Origin of the sequence: Streptococcus sp. UMB1203 (assembly GCF_030217725.1) — a bacterium.
Lineage (GTDB): Bacteria > Bacillota > Bacilli > Lactobacillales > Streptococcaceae > Streptococcus.
The window spans coordinates 11,860-31,724 of sequence record NZ_JASOOK010000006.1; the positions used below are offsets into that span (position 1 = coordinate 11,860).

General features: G+C 40.3%; 20 protein-coding genes. 3 read left to right on the top strand and 17 right to left on the bottom strand.

Annotated elements, in window-relative coordinates; genetic code table 11:
• Positions 1-65: 65 nt before the first annotated feature.
• The 14 genes from QP439_RS02595 to QP439_RS02660 form a co-directional block, all read right to left on the bottom strand.
• Positions 66-2,498 (bottom strand): ATP-dependent Clp protease ATP-binding subunit, encoded by a 2,433-nt coding sequence (locus QP439_RS02595; protein ID WP_285387481.1) that lies wholly within the window; start codon positions 2,496-2,498, stop codon positions 66-68.
• A 1-nt stretch (position 2,499) separates the two neighbouring features.
• Positions 2,500-2,958 (bottom strand): CtsR family transcriptional regulator, encoded by a 459-nt coding sequence (locus tag QP439_RS02600; protein ID WP_004261972.1) that lies wholly within the window; start codon positions 2,956-2,958, stop codon positions 2,500-2,502.
• 118 nt (positions 2,959-3,076) lie between these two features.
• Positions 3,077-3,805 (bottom strand): ABC transporter ATP-binding protein, encoded by a 729-nt coding sequence (locus tag QP439_RS02605; RefSeq protein WP_153198937.1) that lies wholly within the window; start codon positions 3,803-3,805, stop codon positions 3,077-3,079.
• Complete coding sequence (locus QP439_RS02610; RefSeq protein ID WP_261032037.1) at positions 3,805-4,812, bottom strand: ABC transporter substrate-binding protein; 1,008 nt, start codon at positions 4,810-4,812, stop codon at positions 3,805-3,807. Before QP439_RS02610 ends, QP439_RS02605 begins: the two co-directional genes overlap by 1 nt.
• Positions 4,813-4,851: 39 nt before the next feature.
• Entirely contained in the window at positions 4,852-5,610 is a 759-nt protein-coding gene (locus tag QP439_RS02615; protein ID WP_285387482.1) for an ABC transporter permease, read from the bottom strand.
• Complete coding sequence (locus QP439_RS02620; protein WP_285387484.1) at positions 5,573-5,863, bottom strand: thiamine-binding protein; 291 nt, start codon at positions 5,861-5,863, stop codon at positions 5,573-5,575. Before QP439_RS02620 ends, QP439_RS02615 begins: the two co-directional genes overlap by 38 nt.
• Positions 5,864-6,115: 252 nt before the next feature.
• Positions 6,116-7,234: a choline binding-anchored murein hydrolase CbpD gene (cbpD, locus tag QP439_RS02625; RefSeq protein WP_285387486.1), complete on the bottom strand. Its 1,119-nt coding sequence runs from the start codon at positions 7,232-7,234 to the stop codon at positions 6,116-6,118.
• Between the two features lie 89 nt (positions 7,235-7,323).
• The gene (locus QP439_RS02630) at positions 7,324-7,590 is read right to left on the bottom strand and encodes a Veg family protein (protein WP_001278169.1); all 267 of its coding nucleotides are present in this window, start codon (positions 7,588-7,590) and stop codon (positions 7,324-7,326) included.
• A 1-nt stretch (position 7,591) separates the two neighbouring features.
• Positions 7,592-8,944 carry a replicative DNA helicase gene (dnaB, locus tag QP439_RS02635; protein WP_000852490.1) on the bottom strand — a complete coding sequence of 451 codons (1,353 nt, stop codon included), beginning with the start codon at positions 8,942-8,944 and terminating at the stop codon, positions 7,592-7,594.
• A gap of 43 nt (positions 8,945-8,987) precedes the next feature.
• Positions 8,988-9,440, bottom strand: a complete 453-nt coding sequence (gene rplI / locus QP439_RS02640; RefSeq protein ID WP_000864214.1) for a 50S ribosomal protein L9 — start codon at positions 9,438-9,440, stop codon at positions 8,988-8,990.
• The gene (locus QP439_RS02645; protein ID WP_000715134.1) at positions 9,437-11,410 is read right to left on the bottom strand and encodes a DHH family phosphoesterase; all 1,974 of its coding nucleotides are present in this window, start codon (positions 11,408-11,410) and stop codon (positions 9,437-9,439) included. Before QP439_RS02645 ends, rplI begins: the two co-directional genes overlap by 4 nt.
• Positions 11,411-11,545: 135 nt before the next feature.
• Complete coding sequence (gene hpf / locus QP439_RS02650) at positions 11,546-12,094, bottom strand: ribosome hibernation-promoting factor, HPF/YfiA family (RefSeq protein WP_000599101.1); 549 nt, start codon at positions 12,092-12,094, stop codon at positions 11,546-11,548.
• A 79-nt stretch (positions 12,095-12,173) separates the two neighbouring features.
• Positions 12,174-12,836 carry a ComF family protein gene (locus tag QP439_RS02655; protein WP_285387488.1) on the bottom strand — a complete coding sequence of 221 codons (663 nt, stop codon included), beginning with the start codon at positions 12,834-12,836 and terminating at the stop codon, positions 12,174-12,176.
• Positions 12,833-14,131, bottom strand: a complete 1,299-nt coding sequence (locus tag QP439_RS02660; RefSeq protein WP_285387490.1) for an ATP-dependent helicase ComFA — start codon at positions 14,129-14,131, stop codon at positions 12,833-12,835. Before QP439_RS02660 ends, QP439_RS02655 begins: the two co-directional genes overlap by 4 nt.
• A 56-nt stretch (positions 14,132-14,187) precedes the next feature.
• Here QP439_RS02660 and QP439_RS02665 point away from each other — a divergent pair, with 56 nt between their 5' ends.
• From QP439_RS02665 to cysK, 3 genes are all read left to right on the top strand, one after another.
• Positions 14,188-14,823: a YigZ family protein gene (locus QP439_RS02665; RefSeq protein WP_285387492.1), complete on the top strand. Its 636-nt coding sequence runs from the start codon at positions 14,188-14,190 to the stop codon at positions 14,821-14,823.
• 15 nt (positions 14,824-14,838) lie between these two features.
• A complete protein-coding gene (locus QP439_RS02670) occupies positions 14,839-15,282 on the top strand; it encodes a PH domain-containing protein (RefSeq protein ID WP_000863906.1) in 444 nt (147 codons plus the stop codon).
• A gap of 96 nt (positions 15,283-15,378) precedes the next feature.
• Positions 15,379-16,305 (top strand): cysteine synthase A, encoded by a 927-nt coding sequence (cysK, locus tag QP439_RS02675; RefSeq protein WP_000029880.1) that lies wholly within the window; start codon positions 15,379-15,381, stop codon positions 16,303-16,305.
• A gap of 121 nt (positions 16,306-16,426) precedes the next feature.
• On the opposite strand, the gene tsf is transcribed toward cysK, so the two are convergent.
• From tsf to pcsB, 3 genes are all read right to left on the bottom strand, one after another.
• Positions 16,427-17,467: a translation elongation factor Ts gene (gene tsf / locus QP439_RS02680; RefSeq protein ID WP_000808076.1), complete on the bottom strand. Its 1,041-nt coding sequence runs from the start codon at positions 17,465-17,467 to the stop codon at positions 16,427-16,429.
• Positions 17,468-17,545: 78 nt separating this feature from the next.
• Positions 17,546-18,325, bottom strand: a complete 780-nt coding sequence (gene rpsB / locus QP439_RS02685; RefSeq protein ID WP_000268459.1) for a 30S ribosomal protein S2 — start codon at positions 18,323-18,325, stop codon at positions 17,546-17,548.
• Positions 18,326-18,550: 225 nt separating this feature from the next.
• On the bottom strand, positions 18,551-19,798 hold the full coding sequence (gene pcsB / locus QP439_RS02690; RefSeq protein WP_000727023.1) for a peptidoglycan hydrolase PcsB: 1,248 nt from the start codon (positions 19,796-19,798) through the stop codon (positions 18,551-18,553).
• Positions 19,799-19,865 lie beyond the last annotated feature (67 nt).

Below are 19,865 nucleotides of genomic sequence, written 5' to 3' on the forward strand. Positions count from 1 at the left end.
CGTAAGAGAAATTTTATCTCATGACAGTAAACAAAGAGGTCGGGAACTTTTCCCGACCTCGCTTTTTATGCAATATCAAATTTTAATTGGCCTGCTTTGACACCAATCTTAAGTGTGCTGCCTGCCACTAAATCTCCCTTAAGAAGAAGTTCTGCCAACTTATCTTCCACTTCTGTTTGCAGGGTTCTGCGAAGTGGACGGGCTCCCATCTCTGGGTCATATCCTTGATTTGCCAATAATTTCAGTGCGGAAGCTTGTAATTTCAAGTCAATTCCTTTTTCAGCCAAACTTGCCACTAAAGGTTTGACCATAATCTTCACCACTTCCTGCATATGGTCGCTAGATAGACTATGGAAGACCACCTTTTCATCAATACGGTTAATAAACTCCGGTCTGTAAGCCTTTTTCAGCTCTTCAAACATACGTTTTTCCATATTTTCCTGGTCAAAACGGATATCCTTAGCTCCAAAGCCGACTGTCTTGTCATCCCGAAGGGCTGTCGCACCAAGGTTTGACGTCATGATGATAATGGTATTTGAAAAGTCGACCTTGCGGCCCTTGCTATCGGTCAAGACACCGTCATCCAGAACCTGCAAGAGAACATTAAAGATATCTGGGTGGGCCTTCTCTACCTCGTCAAAGAGGAGAACGGAGTATGGTTTGTTGCGAACCTTCTCAGTTAACTCCCCACCTTCTTCATACCCCACATAGCCTGGAGGAGCTCCGTTGAGACGACTGGCTGCAAATTTCTCCATATACTCACTCATATCAAAGCGGATAAGAGCTGATTCGTCGTCAAAAAGAACTTCTGCCAGAGCCTTGGCTAATTCAGTTTTTCCGACGCCTGTAGGCCCTAAGAACATAAAGGAGCCAATCGGACGCTTGTGACTGCGAATCCCTGACTGATTGCGGCGAATCGCACGGCTAATACTAGAGACAGCCTGATCTTGCCCTATGACACGTTTATGCAATTCAGCTTCCAGATTCAGGTATTTCTTAGCATCAGTCTGAGTCAGTTTTTGAACGGGGATACCTGACAAGCGACTCAAGGTGGTCAAAATATCAGACTCTATCACCAAGTCTTTATAAACAGGCACTTCCTCTTCTTTTTCGATTAGCTGAGCTGCCTGTTTCCACTTACCATCCATCAAGGCCTTGTCAGCTGGACTCAAACCTGAATCGTCTGCTTTTACATGCTTTGCCTTATTTTGCACTGTTGCTGCTGCCTCATCCAAGAGGTCTATAGCAGAGTCTGGCAAGTGACGACTGGTCAAGTAGCGATGGGCCATCTTGACGGCTGTTTCAACCGCTTCATCTGTGATTTGCACACGATGATGTTTCTCATAAGTCGCCTTCAATCCTTGTAAAATGGTCATGCTGTCTGCCACACTTGGCTCTTCAATCGTCACTTTTGCAAAACGACGAGAAAGGGCTGCGTCTTTTTCAATGTGTTTTTGGTATTCTTCCTGAGTGGTGGCACCAACCGTTCTCAAAGTTCCACGCGCCAAGGCTGGCTTCAAGATATTGGCCGCATCCAGAGTTGAATCAATCCCGCTACCAGAACCCATGATAGTGTGGAGTTCATCGATAAAGAGGATGACTTGACCATCTGCTTCAATATCCTTGATGATATTGTTCATACGTTCTTCAAAATCTCCACGGAAACGTGTCCCCGCAACGACATTCATCAAATCAAGCTCTAACACGCGCATCTTAGCCATTTCCGTAGGCACATCACCACTAGCAATACGCTGAGCTAGCCCAAGCGCCAAGGCTGTTTTCCCGACGCCCGCATCTCCAACCAAGACAGGATTATTCTTGGTTTTCCGGCTCAAGATTTGAATCATACGGGATATTTCCTTGTCACGACCGATGACTGGTTCTAACTTTCCAGAACGCGCTTGCTCTGTCAAATCATGCGTATAGTCCTCGAGACCACCGCTTGGAGTCTGGGGCATGCCCATCATATTAGCCATAGAATTTTGCTTGTCAGCTACTGTACGATGGCGTTGGCGTAAAGCCTTGAGGTCTTCACGAGTCCAGCCTGCCCGTTCTTCTAAATTTCGACGAAGTGCAGCAATCTTAACCTGATCTTTCTTGTCTTCATAAGAAAAACCAGCTCTCTCCAAGATACGAGTCGCCAAGGCATTGCCATCATGCAAAATCGCATAGAGGACATGCTCTGTCCCTAACACCTTAGCATGGACCACTGACGCTACATACTCTGCTTCAGCAAAAAGGACCTGCAAACGATGAGAAAACGGCAATTCCGTAAAAGTTTCATCCTGGCTATAGTCCGTTTCAGTCAGTTCCAAAGCGACCTCTTCTAAACGGTCCATCTCATATGGATAATCATTTAAAGTCGCCCCTGCCACACTATAACTGTGATTGGACATGGCAATCAACAAGTGCCAAGACTCTAGGTAACGAGCTCTAAAATGGCCAGCAACCATGTAGGCACTTTCGATACATTCATTCAATGCTTTTGAATAGTTCATCTTACTTCCCTTTTCTATCTACCTCTTGTATGACCTGTCTTAGCATGTTTGCACGAACAACTGGAGCTTCTTCTCCTAGAACGCGATCCAAAGCTACTGCTACCAGCAAATTCATCTCCTGCTTGGTCATCAATTCCTGCTCAACCAAAAGCTGTAGAATATCCTCATAAATTTCTTGACTGACCCGCTCACCAATCGAGTAAAGCAGCTCCCTAAGCATTTCATGATGACTAGAAAACTCAATCCGTCCTATACGAATGTAGCCTCCACCACCACGCTTACTTTCAACCAAGTAGCCTCTACTTTCCGTAAAGCGTGTCTTAATCACATAGTTGATCTGACTAGGAACAACCTGAAAAGTATCTGCTAACTGACTCCGTTGCAACTCCACAATTCCAGATTGATCTAAAATCGCCTTGATGTAGGCCTCAATATGATCCGATGTATTTTTAAATCTCATTACAAACCCACCTCTCTCTTTAAACCTTGACTATCTTTGACTATTATACCGAAATTTTCTCATTTTTAAAAGAAAAAGGGCGCTGGTAAAGGATAATCTTCACCAACTCCCTATTTTTCTACTTATCTAAGCCTAATTCTACCAAGATTTGACGTTTGTAGGCAATCTTTTGAACCTCTTTGTCCTCATCTTCAGACCAATCTGGTTTAATTTCTGAAACAATCTGCCCAGGGCGATTTTTCAAGATATAGATGCGGTCGCTGAGACTGAGGGCCTCCTCGATACTGTGCGTGATAATCAAGGTTGTTAACTGCAACTGCTTGTGAATCTCCAAATACCAAGCATGGAGTTCCATCTTGGTCATCTCATCCAAAGCGCTAAAGGCCTCATCCAAGAGAAAGAGCTTATGCCCGAAAAGGTAGGTACGAAGCAAGGCCACACGCTGGCGCATCCCACCACTTAGTTCATGAGGATACTTGTCTCGTACAGCTGTCAACTGGAAGGTCGCAAGAATTTCATCTGCGCGAGCAATAGCTTCTGCCTTATCCACTTTTTGAATCAAGAGGGGCAGAATGATATTACCAAGCACGGTCTTGTGCTCCAAGAGCAAGTCCTTTTGCAACATATAACTCACGCGCCCCTTGGGATTTTCCTCCCCATCAAGAACGATTCGCCCTGACTGGACTTCTAAAATTCCAGCGATCAGATTAAAGAGGGTGGTTTTTCCAACACCACTTGGGCCTAGGATGGAAACCACTTCACCTGAAGTTACCTGCAGGTTGATATCCTCTAAAATTTTCTCCTGACCATAAGCATAACTGACGTGTTCTAGTCTAATTTCTGTCATTATTTCACAAATTCGTTGGTAAAGCCTTTGTCTGTCAAGTCTTCTTTAAGGATACCATTTTCTTTATCCCATTTGTAGAAGGCATTCCAACGAGCTGCATCAAATTGACCCCATTTTTCCTTGTCGCTTGCGTATTCTTTTGACAAGTATTTTTGAGATTCGATGACAAAGTCACGTTTTTCCTTGAGTTCAGGCGCATTCTTGATGAGGATATCCGCAGCTTCTTCTGGATGTTCCATAGCATATTGGTAGCCTTTTTTGATAGCTTGGATGACTTTACGTGCTTCTTCTTTGTTGTCTTTGAGGTAGTCGTTGTTGGCGATGATAACTGGTGAGTAGTAGTCAAATTCCTTAACGTAGTCTTTCAAATACATGAAGTTAGCATCTACACCTTGAGATTTTGCAAGGATACCATCCCAACCGTAGTAGATCCAAGCAGTGTCAAAGACACCGTTAGCAATCGGTGTGATAGAGTTTGAGTCGTTATTTGGTACTTTTTCTACCTTCTCAAAGTCCCCACCTTGTGATTCTACCAAGGTTTTCAACATAGCAAGTTCAGTTGGGTCATTCCAAGTTCCGTATTTCTTACCAACCAAGTCTTTTGGACTAGCTACATTGTCAGATTTACGAGAGATGATTCCTGATGTATTGTGCTCTACGATAGCTGCGACGGCAGTAATCCCTGCCCCTTTTTCCAATTTTTTAGCCATGTAGTCTTGGAAATACACTGCAAATGGTGCCTTGCCATTGATAACCAAGTCAGAAGAACTTTCTTCTGGCGGTAATTTCAAATCAACATCCACTCCAGCTTCTTTGAAATAACCTTTTTCCTTGGCAACATAAAGGCCTGTGTGGTTGGTATTTGGTGTCCAGTCTAGGATAAAGTCAATCTTCTTGAGTTCTGCTTCTTTGTTGTCCTTGGAAGCAGTTCCTTGACCACAGGCCACAAGCACAACAGCTACAAAAGCTGTTATAAGCGTTAAAAACACTTTCCATGTTTTTTTCATTTGGATTTCCTCTTTTCTTTTTCAGAAACATCCTTTTTCTTATGAATGTTTCCATTTAATAACATATTTTTCACTAATATCGACCAACTTCATACCGAGAAGGCTGATAATCGATACCAGAATAATAATAGCGAACATGGTATCATACTGAAACAGTTTCTTGGACTGAATCATGTAGACACCTAGTCCTTCAAAGCCTCCCAACCACTCAGATACTACTGTTGTGATAAAAGCGTAGGAGACACTGACTCTCAGACCTGCATAAAAGTAAGGCAGGCTAACTGGGATTTTAAAATGCCACAGGATTTGCCAAGGTTTGGCCCGCATCAGACTAAACAAGGTCAACATATCCTTGTCACAATGCCTAAAACCGTCCAAAATGCTGACGATGATAGGAAAGGTAGTCGTCAAGATAATCAAGACAATCTTGGGCAAAATCCCATAACCGAGCCACAAGACCAGAATAGGGGCTATGGCAATGGTCGGGATGGTCTGGACGACCACCATCATAGGGTAAATCAGGTCATTGAGCCATGTCAAACTGTCCATAAGCACAGCCATGAGACAGGCAATCAAGACTCCCAAAACCAGCCCCAGTAAAGCCACTCTCAAGGTCGCCCAGCTATGGTGCCAGAGAAATTCTCTGTCACGAACAAAGGACTGGAGAATTTCAAGAGGTGTCGGCAGGATAAACTTAGGGAGAAGTTTAAGAAAACCTGCTAACTGCCAGATTGACAAGACTCCTAGAAAGCCCAATAGACTAATGTGTCGTCTCAGTATACTTTTCAAGTTTCTCATCAATACTTAAAATATCTCCTACATTTATTTTGACATTGGCAAAGACATTGTCTGCCTCCTGCCCTGCTACCTCCAGCGCTTCTTTAAGAATGCGCATGAGCTCATCAAACTCCCCTTCTAAGACCGTTTCAAATGGTGTCACCACCATGGTCACGGACTGAGCTTGCAGATAAGCAATGACTTGATCGATAACAGCAATCCGATCAATCCCCTGTGCTAGGGGTAAAACTTGCAAGGCAATGCTTTCTTTCATAAAAACCTCCTCTTCTTGTTTTCCTTTGATAAAAAGAAAAACCTTTACCATATATGGAAAAGGTGCAAAATAGACTAAGTATCGTTCCCTCCGCTGGCATTACCCAGATCAGGTGCGGTCGAAGTTTAACACTTCCTCTCAGACTGTACACAGACTCCCATATATTATATGGACATATGATAGCGCAAAACAAAAAAAAAGTCAAGGAAACTGCTTACAGAAAAGAGTAGGAAAAATTTCCTACTCCATTTTCTATACTCGTTCTCCATCACTATTTACTCTGTAGCCATCTACGGTCGTATTGACAGCTAAAGCGCCTGAAGAGTAAGAATAATACCATTTACCAGAGACTTGGTACCAGCCTGTTTTCATTGCCCCTGAACTATCCAGATAATACCAAACCCCATTTTCCTTTAACCATCCTGTCTGCATTTCACCAGATGATTTCAAATAATACCAACTAGCCCCATCCTTCAACCAGCCTGTTGATTTAGAGCCATTTGATTTGAAATGATACCAACTACCATTTATTTTCTTCCAACCAACAGTTGAACTACTATTGGATCCATAGCTAGAGCTATTTCCTGATTGATTCTGAGAATTCTGTGAAGAAGTCACTCCCTCTAGCTGGATATAGCGACGGCTTCCATTATAAGCCGTATAACTCAACCACTTGTATCCATCTTTTTCGAGAATTTGATCATAATGAACATTCTCCCCAGGATAATAGTAATCAATCGCAGTTGCGCTAGCTAGAGGCTGATTTTTGATAGCAGCCTTAGACTTGAAAAAATGTGTTCCTCCTGTTGAAGCTGAGGATTGACTATTCCCTGCACTGCCTCCAGCTAAATCTTTAAAATGAATAAAGCCAGTCATGGTATTGGCCTTCACGACGCGCTTATTGTAAGATTCCCTTATTCCATAGTTGTATTCTTCAATCTCAATCTCATCTCCAATTACATTTGACACCCAAGCAACATGACCATAAGTTCCTGCAGTAGACCAAGCAATCGAGCCAATCGCTGGCCTATTATCTACACGATATCCTTCGCGACGAGCACGATAGCCCCATTCATTCGCATTTCCATAGGCTCCCGGAATCTCAAAACCATTGACATTACTCAAACGAAAGGCTGCAAAAGAAGTACACTGACGAGAATACATCCGCCATTTATCAATCTCCTGGCTCCCATTTTTATAATAAACAGGATAATCATCCCCACGTGCAATCGAGTCATTTCCCCCCGAATAGGCAGATACACTATTACCCGCTGCTAACATCAAGCCTACTACTAAAAAAGGAACAACCTTTTTAACTGATTTTCTGAAAGAAAATCTTTTCTCTGTTACTGTAAATGGTGAATTTTTCATTCTTCCTCCTTGAAAAATAATATAAATCGAAGATTACCTTCACTTAAACTATTCGGAGAAAAAAAGAAAAAGTGAGAAAATTTCTCACTTTAGTCAAGATAATGAATCAAATTCTTTTCTGTAAGGATATCTGAGTAAGTAAAGGATTCAACGTAAACATTAGCTTGTTTATCTCCTTCAACGTTTCCAAATTCAACGATAAATAGGGATGGATAAACCTCAATTAGCTTACCCAATCTATTTTTTTGGCGCTTACGACCATTCTCCAGAGTCATTTCTACGACTTGTCCCTCATGTGCCTTGATTTCTTCTTTGATTTTTTTCATCTTGGCTACATCTGTAAATGCATCTGACATCTTATGCCTCCCTCTTTGAGATACTTGAAAATTTATTGTATTCTTTTTGGAAAATTAATTCCACCGTTCCACGAGCTCCACTACGGTTTTTCTCTATAATAACTTCTACCTTATTATTCGGTATGCCTTCCTCTTCTTCACCACCACGCTCATAGTAATCGTCGCGATAAAGAAAGGCTACGATATCAGCATCCTGCTCAATAGACCCAGATTCACGAATATCAGACAAGACCGGTCTCTTATCCTGACGTTGTTCTACACCACGAGAAAGCTGACTTAGAGCGATTACTGGAACCTTCAGTTCCTTGGCTAGGATTTTCAACTGACGTGAAATTTCTGAAACCTCTTGTTGACGATTTTCCCGACCAGTTCCCGTGATAAGCTGCAAATAGTCTATTAAAATCAAACCAAGATTTCCAGTTTCTTGAGCCAATTTACGAGAACGAGAGCGAATCTCTGTAATCCGAATCCCTGGCGTATCATCGATATAGATACTTGCATTAGCTAGGTTCCCTTGAGCAATGGTATATTTTTGCCACTCCTCATCAGTCAATTGACCCGTACGGATAGAATGCGACTCTACCAACCCTTCTGCCGCAAGCATACGGTCTACTAGACTCTCTGCACCCATTTCGAGCGAAAAGATAGCAACCGTTTTGTCCAACTTAGTCCCAATATTCTGAGCAATATTCAAGGCAAAAGCTGTCTTACCAACCGCCGGACGGGCTGCTAGGATAATCAACTCCTCCTCATGAAGTCCAGTCGTCATATGATCCAAATCACGATAGCCCGTAGCAATACCTGTAATATCAGTCGTTTGTTGAGAGCGAGCTTCCAGATTTCCAAAGTTAACATTCAATACATCTCGAATGTTCTTAAATCCACTTCGATTAGCATTTTCGCTGACATCAATCAGGCCTTTTTCTGCCTGAGCAATGATTTCATCAGCTGGTTGTGAAGCCTCGTAAGCTTGGTTGACAGACTCTGTCAACTTAGCGATTAACCGACGTAGCATGGCCTTCTCTGCAACAATCTTAGCATAATACTCCGCATTAGCAGAAGTTGGCACAGAATTGACAATCTCAACCAAGTAAGACAGGCCACCAATATTCTGCAAATCACCTTGATTATCAAGAATGGTACGAACCGTTGTTGCGTCTATAGCATCGCCACGGTCGGATAAATCAACCATGGCTTGGAAAATCAATCGATGGGCATACTTAAAAAAGTCCCGAGACTCAATATATTCTCGCACAAAAACAAGCTTACTCTCGTCAATAAAGATAGCTCCCAAAACGGATTGCTCAGCTAAGATATCTTGAGGTTGTACTCGTAACTCTTCTACTTCTGCCATCAGACTTCCCTTCCTTTTACAATCTTGTCAAGAAGGTGTAAATTTACCCTTCTTTCACACGAAGATTGATTACACTTGTGATATCTTGATAGATTTTCACTGGTACATCAATCAAACCAACTGCTCGAATAGGAGCTTGTACTTGAATATGACGTTTATCAATCTTAATTCCAAATTGCTTTTGCAATTCTTCTGCAATCTTCTTATTGGTAATAGAACCAAAGGTACGACCATCTGGACCAACTTTTTCAACAAATTCTACAACAGTTTCTTCTGCCTCAAGTTGTGCCTTAATTGCTTTTGCTTCTGCAATCATCTCAGCGTGAGCTTTCTCTTCGGATTTTTGTTTACCACGAAGTTCACCTACAGCTTGAGCAGTTGCTTCTTTGGCTAGATTTTTTTTGATAAGAAAGTTTTGCGCATATCCTGTTGGTACTTCCTTAATTTCGCCTTTTTTACCTTTTCCTTTGACATCTGCTAAAAAGATTACTTTCATTCTTCTTTCTCCTTTTCCTTTATTTCATTTAATACAATTTCTGTCAGTTTTTCACCTGCTTCTGACAAGGTTACATCTTTAATTTGAGCTGCTGCCAAATTAAAGTGGCCTCCACCTCCCAGCTCTTCCATAATCCGTTGTACATTCAGCTTACTACGACTGCGAGCTGAGATAGAGATAAATCCTTGTGTATTCTTCGCAAGAACAAAACTCGCTTCAATACCTGACATAGCTAACATGGCATCTGCTGCCTTACTAATAACAACTGTATCATAACATTTCGAGTCCGTAGCCTCCGCTATTAGTACATCTGAACCTAATTTACGCCCCTGTAAAATAAGTTCATTTACCTCACGATATTCTTCAAAATCTGTCGCAGCCATTTCCTGAATAGCAATACTATCACTTCCGCGCGTTCTGAGATAGCTAGCAACATCAAATGTTCGACTGGTCACTCGCGAAGTGAAGTTTTTAGTATCCAGCATCATACCAGCCATCAAGACACTTGCTTGCATACGAGTCAGACGATTCTTCTTAGAATTTTGGAACTGAATCAATTCTGTTACCAACTCACTGGCACTACTTGCACCACTTTCTATATAAGTGATAACTGCATTATCTGGAAAATCCTGATCCCGTCTGTGGTGGTCAATAACGATGGTTTGGGTAAATAAATCATAAAAATCTTTTGATAAAGTTAAGGCTGTCTTTGAATGGTCTACAAGAATCAACAAAGAACGATTGGTCACCATCCCCATTGCGTCCTTAACAGACAACAACTTTGTAACTCCTTCTTTTTCTAAGAATGAAACAGCTCGTCCAATATCCGGCGACATTTGTTCTTCGTCATAAATAGCATAGCTATTTTGAGTCACATTGCTAGCAAATAACTGCATACCTACAGCAGAACCCAAAGCATCCATATCTAGATTTTTGTGACCAACTACAAAAACCTGATCCACACTCCGAATCTTATCTGAAATAGCTGTCATCATAGCGCGCGTACGGGTACGGGTACGCTTGATTGAGGCAGCAGACCCACCACCAAAATAAACTGGATTTTTCGTTTCGTCGTTTTCCTTGACAACCACCTGGTCGCCACCACGCACTTCAGCCAAGTTCAAGTTGAGCAATGCAACTTTCCCTATCTCATCATGATTTCCATCACCATAAGAAAATCCCATACTTAAAGTCAAGGGCAACTGTCTCTGTTTCGCCTCTTCTCTGAAAGCATCGATAACAGAAAATTTATCATTCATTAGTCCCTCAAGTACCGTGTAGTCCGTAAATAGATAAAAACGGTCCATACTCACTCGACGGGAGAACATGGCGTGTTTCCCAGCAAATTCTGAAACAAAATTGGCTACAAAACTGTTAATATGACTGATATCAGACTCTGATGTTTCATCTTCTAAGTCATCATAGTTGTCAACGGAAACAATCCCAATCACAGGTCGACTCGTTACTAACTCAACAGTCGCTTCATATTCTCCAGACACATCAAAGAAGTAAAGAACTCCAGATACCTTGTCCATATGAACCGAATAGCGGGTCTCACCCAAGGTGGCATAAGAACCTGGATTCCCCACAGAAGCCTTGATAATTGTTTGAATTAATGCCACATCAATTTCGCCCACTTCATTCGTCAAAATCAATTCAGCATAAGGATTAAACCATTCAACTTCACCTGACGATAAGTCTAATTTAATAACCCCAACAGGCATCTGGTCTAACAAGGTTGTCAAACTATCTTCAGCTTGATGATTTACATGCTGGATTTGTTCTACTTCACTCTTTGAGTAGTAGTCTCTCTGATGAATGAATAGTAAAATATATGAACCCAAAATAAGTAGCAAAAGAAATAGCGTTACCAGTGTATTCGTTACAAAAATAAGTTGCACAGATAGCACTCCGAACGCCACTATTCCTAATATTAAGGGGAAAATAGGACTTACATAAAATTTTTTCATTCCAAACCTCTTGGCACCCATTATACCATAATAACCACCAAAAAGCGACTTTTTAAAAGTGTAATCAGTAATTCTATCAATTATAAGAAAAAGGAGGTTTACAATTCAGTAAACCTACCTTTACACATATTCTAATTAAGATTCTTTAACTTCTAATAGACCAATTTCGCCATCCTCACGACGATAAATCACATTAGTTGTTTGATCTTCAACATCAACATAGATAAAGAAATCATGTCCCAACAAATCCATCTGTAGAATAGCTTCTTCCAAATCCATTGGTTTTAAATCAATTTGTTTTGAACGAACAACTCTAGACTGGACAACATTTGAATCTTCGACCAAAGCATCTGTAAATAATTGACTAGTTGCCACCTTATTTTTATTTTTACGCTCGATTTTTGTTTTATTTTTACGAATCTGACGTTCAATTTTATCAGTTACAAGGTCAATTGAGCCATACATATCTTGAGATACATCTTCTGCGCGAAGAGTAATTGAGCCAAGCGGAATCGTTACTTCCACTTTAGCAGTTTTTTCACGATACACCTTCAAGTTTACTCGAGCATCCAACTCTTGTTCAGCTTGAAAATACTTTTCGATCTTTTCGAGTTTAGAAACTACATAATCACGAATTGCTTCTGTTACTTCTAGGTTTTCACCACGGATACTATATTTAATCATATGAGTACCTTCTTTCTAAACATTTTTGTTTTTCTGATTTCATTATAACGCTTTCATTTTGTTTTTGCAAATTTTTTCCTCATCTTACAAGGGAAAATGTTTTTACGTCCTCAGCACCAGCTTCTTCTAGCAATCTCTTCACACGATTTATAGTTGTTCCAGTAGTATAAATGTCATCTATAAGTAGGATTTTTTTAGGAATAGTGACTCCACTTTTAATAAAGAAAGAAAGTTCTGTTGCCAAGCGTTCTGAACGATTTTTAGAAGAACTGGCCCGCTCTTCTCTCTTCTCCAGTAAGTCTTGAAAAGAGAACCCTGCTGCTTCAACTAAACCTTCAACCTGGTTAAATCCCCTCTCAAGCAATCTTTCAGGACTTAGGGGAATGACGACAAATTGGTACTCTTTGTACTTTTTCAACTCCTCACTTAAAAATGAAGCGAACACTTTTCTTAAAAGAAAGTCCCCATCAAACTTATACCGACTAAAAAAATCCTTCATAGCTTGATTGTAAGTAAAAATCGCTCTATGACTGGCCTCAACTCCTTCTTTACACCAAAATTGACAATCTTGACACTTTGTTGACAAACCTATTTTCATACAGTTTGGACAATACTCTTCTCCAATTCTCTCAAAAGTAGAATCACAGTCTGAACAAAGATAGGAGTCATCATTCCTCAACAGTAAGAGGCTACTAAAAGTTAAAAGAGCCTTCATAGTCTGCCCACATAACAAGCACTTCATAGACCCGCCTCCTTGTTCATCTGCTGAATTTCCTTAATTGCCTTCTTGATTGAAGCATTTAACCCATCATGGAAGAAAAGCAAATCTCCTGTCGGTCTATCCATGCTTCGACCAACTCGTCCACCAATCTGAATCAAGCTAGACTTGGTAAACAGACGATGATTGGCCTCTACGACGAAAACGTCAACACAAGGGAAGGTGACTCCACGCTCCAATATCGTCGTACTGATCAGTATTGTCAGTTCTCTATCTCGAAAAGCTTGTACCTGTTCTAATCGATCCTCTGTGACAGAAGATACAAAGCCAATTTTTTCATTTGGAAATTGCTCTTGTAAGATTTCTTTTAACTGTTCTCCTTTCTTAATTTCTGATGCAAAAATGAGTAACGGATAACCTGTCTTTCTCTGCTTCTCAATATAGGACTTTAACTTTGGTGACAATCTACTTTTCTCTAAGCAATGATTAAAATCCGATAACCAAACTGGTTTTGGAATAATTAACGGATTTCCATGAAATCGTCTTGGCAAGCTTAATCGTTTTAATTCTCCTAAACGGACCTTCCTATCTAACTCATCCGTCGAAGTCGCCGTTAAAAAGATTCTCAAGCCATTTTCCTTTACACTATTCTTGACAGCATGGTAAAGCGTAGGATTGTCAACATAAGGAAAAGCATCTACTTCATCCACTATCAGCAAATCAAAAGCTTGATAAAATTTTAATAACTGATGGGTTGTCGCAACAACTAGCGGTGTTCTAAAATAAGGTTCTGATTCTCCATGTAGGAGGGCTATCTCACAAACAAAATCCTTTTGCAGGCGCTTATACAGCTCCAAACAAACATCTATGCGAGGACTGGCCAAACACACTGCACCACCCCTATTAATCACCTTAGCCACAACTTGATAAATCATTTCTGTCTTTCCAGCCCCTGTCACCGCATGTACCAAGGTTGGCTCCTGCTTATCTACTGCTCGAATCAGTCCCTCTGACACCTTCTCTTGAAAAGGAGTTAATTGACCACTCCATTTAAGAACATCTTGCTTCGGAAAATCCTCCTGCGGAAAATAGTATAAAGCTTGATCACTTCTAACTCGCTTCATAATTAAGCACTCCCGACAATAGTAAGCACCGATGGGCAAATACCATTCTTCTAGAATAGTACTATTACAACGTTGGCAGAACAATTTCCCCTTCTCCTTTCTCATTGCTGGAAGTTTCTCCGCCAACTGACATTCTTCTTCTGTTAATTCATTCTCAGTAAACAAACGACCGAGATAATTTGGATTTACTTTCATACTTCTTTATTCGTAAAAACCTAGCGCTTTAGATAATTTTTTAGTACAATTAAATCATGGAATTTAGAACAATTAAAGAGGACGGTCAAGTCCAAGAAGAAATCAAAAAATCACGCTTTATCTGTCATGCCAAGCGTGTTTATAGCGAAGAAGAGGCTCGAGACTTTATTACTGCCATCAAAAAAGAACACTACAAAGCTACGCACAACTGCTCGGCCTTCATTATTGGGGAACGTAGTGAAATTAAACGGACAAGTGATGATGGTGAGCCTAGTGGTACTGCTGGCGTTCCCATGCTTGGGGTGCTAGAAAATCACAATCTTACTAATATCTGTGTGGTAGTGACACGCTACTTTGGTGGCATTAAGCTAGGCGCTGGAGGATTGATTCGTGCTTACGCAGGCAGTGTTGCTCTAGCTGTCAAGGAAATTGGCATCATTGAAATAAAAGAACAGGCTGGCATTGCTATTCAAATGTCTTACGCTCAGTACCAAGAGTACAGTAACTTCCTTAAGGAATATAATCTCATGGAACTGGATACAAACTTTACAGATCAAGTCGATACGATGATTTATGTTGATAAAGAAGAAAAAGAAACTATTAAAGCTGCACTTGTAGAGTTTTTTAATGGAAAAGTCACTTTAACTGATCAAGGTTTACGAGAAGTTGAAGTTCCTGTAAACTTAGTGTAAACAAAGGAGAAAAATATGGCATTTGGTAAATTCATTCAAGGACTCGCTGGTAACTTTAGCGAGCAAAACAAAGAAACTCTTATCAAAGAATATGGACAATATCTACTAGAAAATGAAGAAATTCAAAGTGGATATAAACTGATTCGTGATTCAATTATATTTACAAATATCCGTATTATCTTTACAGATAAACAAGGCGCTACTGGTCGTAAGATGTCTATTAAATCAATCTTTTTGATGAACATTGTTAACGTTGAAATGGAAACTGCAGGAGCAGGTATAGATGATAGTGAAATTACTATTACTTATTTAGAAAATGTCTTTCTAAAAGCACACAATGAGCATTTTAATGCTCATAAATTTGAATTCCCTAAGAAAACGGATATCATTCCACTTTACACCTATTTATTAGAATTAGCTTATCACAATCGCTTGAAAATTAACGGCTTAGACCTGTGATATAAAAAAATCCTATCACTTCGATAGGATTTCTATATTTTACAAATGGTATAGATAGCGTTATACTAGAAATATCTTATACAAAGAGGTATTCATATGTCTATTTATAACAACATTACTGAATTAATCGGTCAAACTCCGATTGTTAAACTCAACAACATCGTGCCAGAAGGGGCTGCGGACGTCTATGTAAAGCTTGAAGCATTCAACCCTGGTTCTTCTGTAAAAGATCGTATTGCTCTTAGCATGATTGAAAAAGCTGAACAAGACGGTATTCTGAAACCAGGTTCTACAATTGTTGAAGCAACAAGTGGAAACACTGGTATTGGACTTTCATGGGTAGGTGCTGCTAAAGGGTATAAAGTCGTCATCGTTATGCCTGAAACTATGAGTGTAGAACGACGTAAGATTATCCAAGCTTATGGTGCTGAACTCGTCCTAACTCCTGGTAGTGAGGGAATGAAAGGCGCTATTGCTAAAGCTCAAGAAATCGCTGCTGAACGTGATGGTTTCCTTCCTCTTCAATTTGACAATCCAGCTAATCCAGAAGTACACGAAAGAACAACAGGAGCTGAAATACTAGCTGCTTTCGGTAAAGATGGACTAGATGCCTTTGTTGCTGGAGTGGGTACCGGTGGAACGATTTCTGGTGTTTCTCATGCACTCAAATCAGCAAATTCTAACATTCAAGTTTTTGCAGTAGAGGCAGACGAATCTGCTATTCTATCTGGTGAAAAACCTGGACCACACAAAATTCAAGGTATCTCAGCTGGATTTATTCCTGATACACTTGATACAAATGCCTATGATGGTATTGTTCGTGTAACATCAGACGATGCACTAGCACTCGGCCGTGAGATTGGTGGAAAAGAAGGATTCCTTGTTGGTATTTCTTCAGCTGCAGCTATCTACGGAGCCATCGAGGTTGCCAAGAAATTAGGTACAGGTAAAAAAGTTCTTGCTCTAGCACCAGATAACGGTGAACGTTATCTCTCTACAGCACTCTATGAATTTGAAGTGTAGTCTCCTAAATACACTTAGCCCTTATTATAGGGCTTTTTATTTATACCTTAAAAATAGGAACATCTCCCTATAAAAATCGACTGCATAGAAAAAAGGAAGCAATTTGGCTTCCTTTTTATTATTAGTTATTCAAGGCTGCTGCCATTGTAGCTGCAACTTCAGCTTCAAAGTCGTTTGCAGCTTTCTCGATACCTTCACCAACTTCAAAGCGAGCGAACTCAACTACTGAAGCGTTAACTGATTCAAGGTATGCTTCAACTGTCTTGCTGTCATCCATGATGTATACTTGTGCAAGAAGTGTGTAAGCTTGGTCAACTTTAGTGTTGTCAAGCATGAAGCGATCCATTTTACCTGGGATGATTTTGTCCCAGATTTTTTCTGGTTTACCTTCTGCAGCCAACTCAGCTTTGATGTCAGCTTCAGCTTGAGCAATCACTTCATCAGTCAATTGAGATTTTGATCCATACTTCAAGTGTGGAAGAGCTGGTTTGTTAACCATTGCACGGCTTTCATTGTCTTGGTCGATTACGTGGTTCAATTGCGCCAACTCATCTTTAACGAATTGCTCATCCAATTCTTTGTAAGAAAGAACTGTTGGTTTCATCGCTGCGATGTGCATTGACAATTGTTTAGCAAGTGCTTCGTCTCCACCTTCAACAACTGAAATAACACCTATACGTCCACCGTTATGTTGGTAAGCTCCAAAGTGTTGTGCGTCTGTTTTTTCAATCAATGCGAAGCGACGGAATGAGATTTTTTCTCCGATAGTTGCTGTTGCAGATACGTATGCAGCTTCAAGAGTTTCACCTGAAGGCATTGTCAAAGCAAGTGCTTCTTCATTATTAACAGGTTTTCCTTCAGCAATAACTTTAGCTGTAGTATTTACCAATTCAACGAATTGAGCGTTTTTCGCAACGAAGTCAGTTTCAGCGTTTACTTCAATAACTGCTGCAACATTACCGTTAACATAAACACCAGTCAAACCTTCTGCAGCAACACGGTCAGCCTTCTTAGCTGCCTTAGCCATACCTTTTTCACGAAGCAATTCAATCGCTTTTTCGATGTCACCGTCTGTTTCTACAAGCGCTTTTTTAGCGTCCATAACTCCGGCACCAGATTTTTCACGCAACTCTTTTACAAGTTTAGCTGTAATTTCTGCCATTTTGATTCTCCTATATTTTTTAAAAATAGGAGAGCCGGGCTAAGCCCCGCCCTCCTAGGTAATTACTATTTATATGAATTAAGCGTTGTCGCCTTCTACAACTTCAACGATTTCTTCGATTGAATCTGCTTGAGCTTCTGAAGCTGCAAATTCTGCTTCAACTGCTGCTGCATCTTCACCTTGACGTCCTTCGATGATAGCGTCAGCCAATTTAGCTGTGATCAATTTAACAGCGCGGATAGCATCATCGTTAGCTGGGATGATTACATCGATATCATCTGGATCAGTATTTGTGTCAACCATCGCTACAACTGGGATTCCCAATTTTTTAGCTTCTTTAACAGCGATTTGCTCTTTGTGTGGGTCAACTACGTACATCACATCTGGGATACGAGGCATATCTTCGATACCACCCAAGAATTTTTCAAGACGTGCACGTTGTTTGTTAAGAAGTGCAACTTCTTTCTTAGGAAGAACTTCGAAAGTTCCATCTTCTTCCATACGTTTGATTTCTTTCAAACGAGCGATACGTTTTTGGATTGTTCCCCAGTTTGTAAGAGTTCCACCCAACCAACGGTGGTTGATGAAGTATTGACCTGAACGTACTGCTTCTTCAGCAACTGCATCAGCTGCCTGTTTCTTAGTACCAACGAACAATACAACTGCATCATTAGCTGCTGCATCACGCATGAAATCGTAAGCTTGGTCAGCGTATTTTACAGTTTGTTGTAAGTCGATAACGTGGATTCCGTTACGCTCAGTGAAGATGTACTTAGCCATCTTAGGGTTCCAGCGACGAGTTTGGTGACCAAAGTGTACACCAGCCTCAAGAAGTTGTTTCATTGAAATTACTGCCATGAGTATTTCTCCTTTTTGTTTTTTTCCTCTTCTTGACTTCAACTCGCAAAACGACCCAAGGGCAACTGTTTCACAATTCATCAAGAATGGGTATTATCGTTCACACGACAAGTTTCATTTTACCATACTTTTTCAATATTTTCAAGTGATTTTAGCAGATTTTTAAAGTAAGGTAACTATATGAATCATAAAAGAGACTCAAATCGAGCCTCTTCGTTTTATTCATTAGTTTGGATAGATATATGTTACAAAACCTTCTGAAGTCGTAGTAGGATTGAACCATCCACGTTTATTTCCGATTGTACGGTTTCCACCATAGTTTGATTCAGATACTTGGATACTTGTTGATGATGAAACAGCTGTAACCACGGCTACGTGTCCATATCCACCATCATTCCAACATGCAATGGCACCAACTTGAGGTGTAGATCCTGTACGGAATCCTGCTGCAGCTGCACTTGTAGCCCACTGTGCTCCATTACCCCAGTAATCTCCAGCCCAAGGCGCCAATGTTTTAGCTCCCCATGTACACTCACCAGTTGGATAACTTGAAGCATTTGTACTATATGTTGGACGATGTGTCACTGGAGCAGGAGTGTAGCTTGTTGATTCTGTTGAAGCACTGCTTGAAGATGATTCAGACGAACTTGACTCAGATGAACTTGATGAAGAAATAGTAGATAGTGCTTGAACTTGTGCTGTAAAAGTTGTATTTCCAGAAGCAACTACTGTTTGTTGTTGACTTGCTTGTTTAGCTTTATAAGCTGCTTCTGCTTCTGCTGCAGCTTTAGCTTCTGCTTCTGCTGCAGCTTTTTTCTCAAGTAAACTTGCTTTTTCATCCTCTGCAGTAGCCTTTTCAGCAGCAAGATTCAATTCTGCAGCTTTCAACTCAGCTTGTTTTGTAGTTAATGATTGAGCATCATCAGCTAGTTTTTGCTGATTTGCAATAACTGTATTAATTGCATCATTGTTTGCTACTTGTTTTTCAGAAATAGCTTTTTTATCTGCTTTTTGTTGTTCCAACATCTTGTTGTTTGCAGATACGATTTCACTCATTGCAGCAACACGTGAAATAGCTTCTGTAATTGATTTTGAGTTTACAATTGTATTGATGTAATTTGTTGCAGCTCCATTTGTTTGAGCACTACGAGCTTGTTTTTGTAATGAATCATTGCGAGATACAATATTCTTAGAAAGTTCTGTAATTTCACCCTCAAGCTTTTTAGATTCTGCTTGTAGTCTATCATTTTCAGATTGCAAGTTTGATTGCTCTGTTTGAATAGCAGATACTTGCTCCTGAACTTGATCAACTTGTTTTTGTGCTTCTTGTTGTTGTGCTGTTAAGTTACTAATTTTATTATCTTGAGCAGCAATTTTGTCATCAGTAGTTTCTGCATGCGCAGTTGTTAAAACAGCTACTTGAGAAACCATTACTGTACTTAATAAAAGTGACGCTAAGATTTTTTTCTTCATATTACGTAGATACTCCTTCTTTTAAAGACATTACTAGTATACCAAAAAAAGGCCTAATGAATATTAC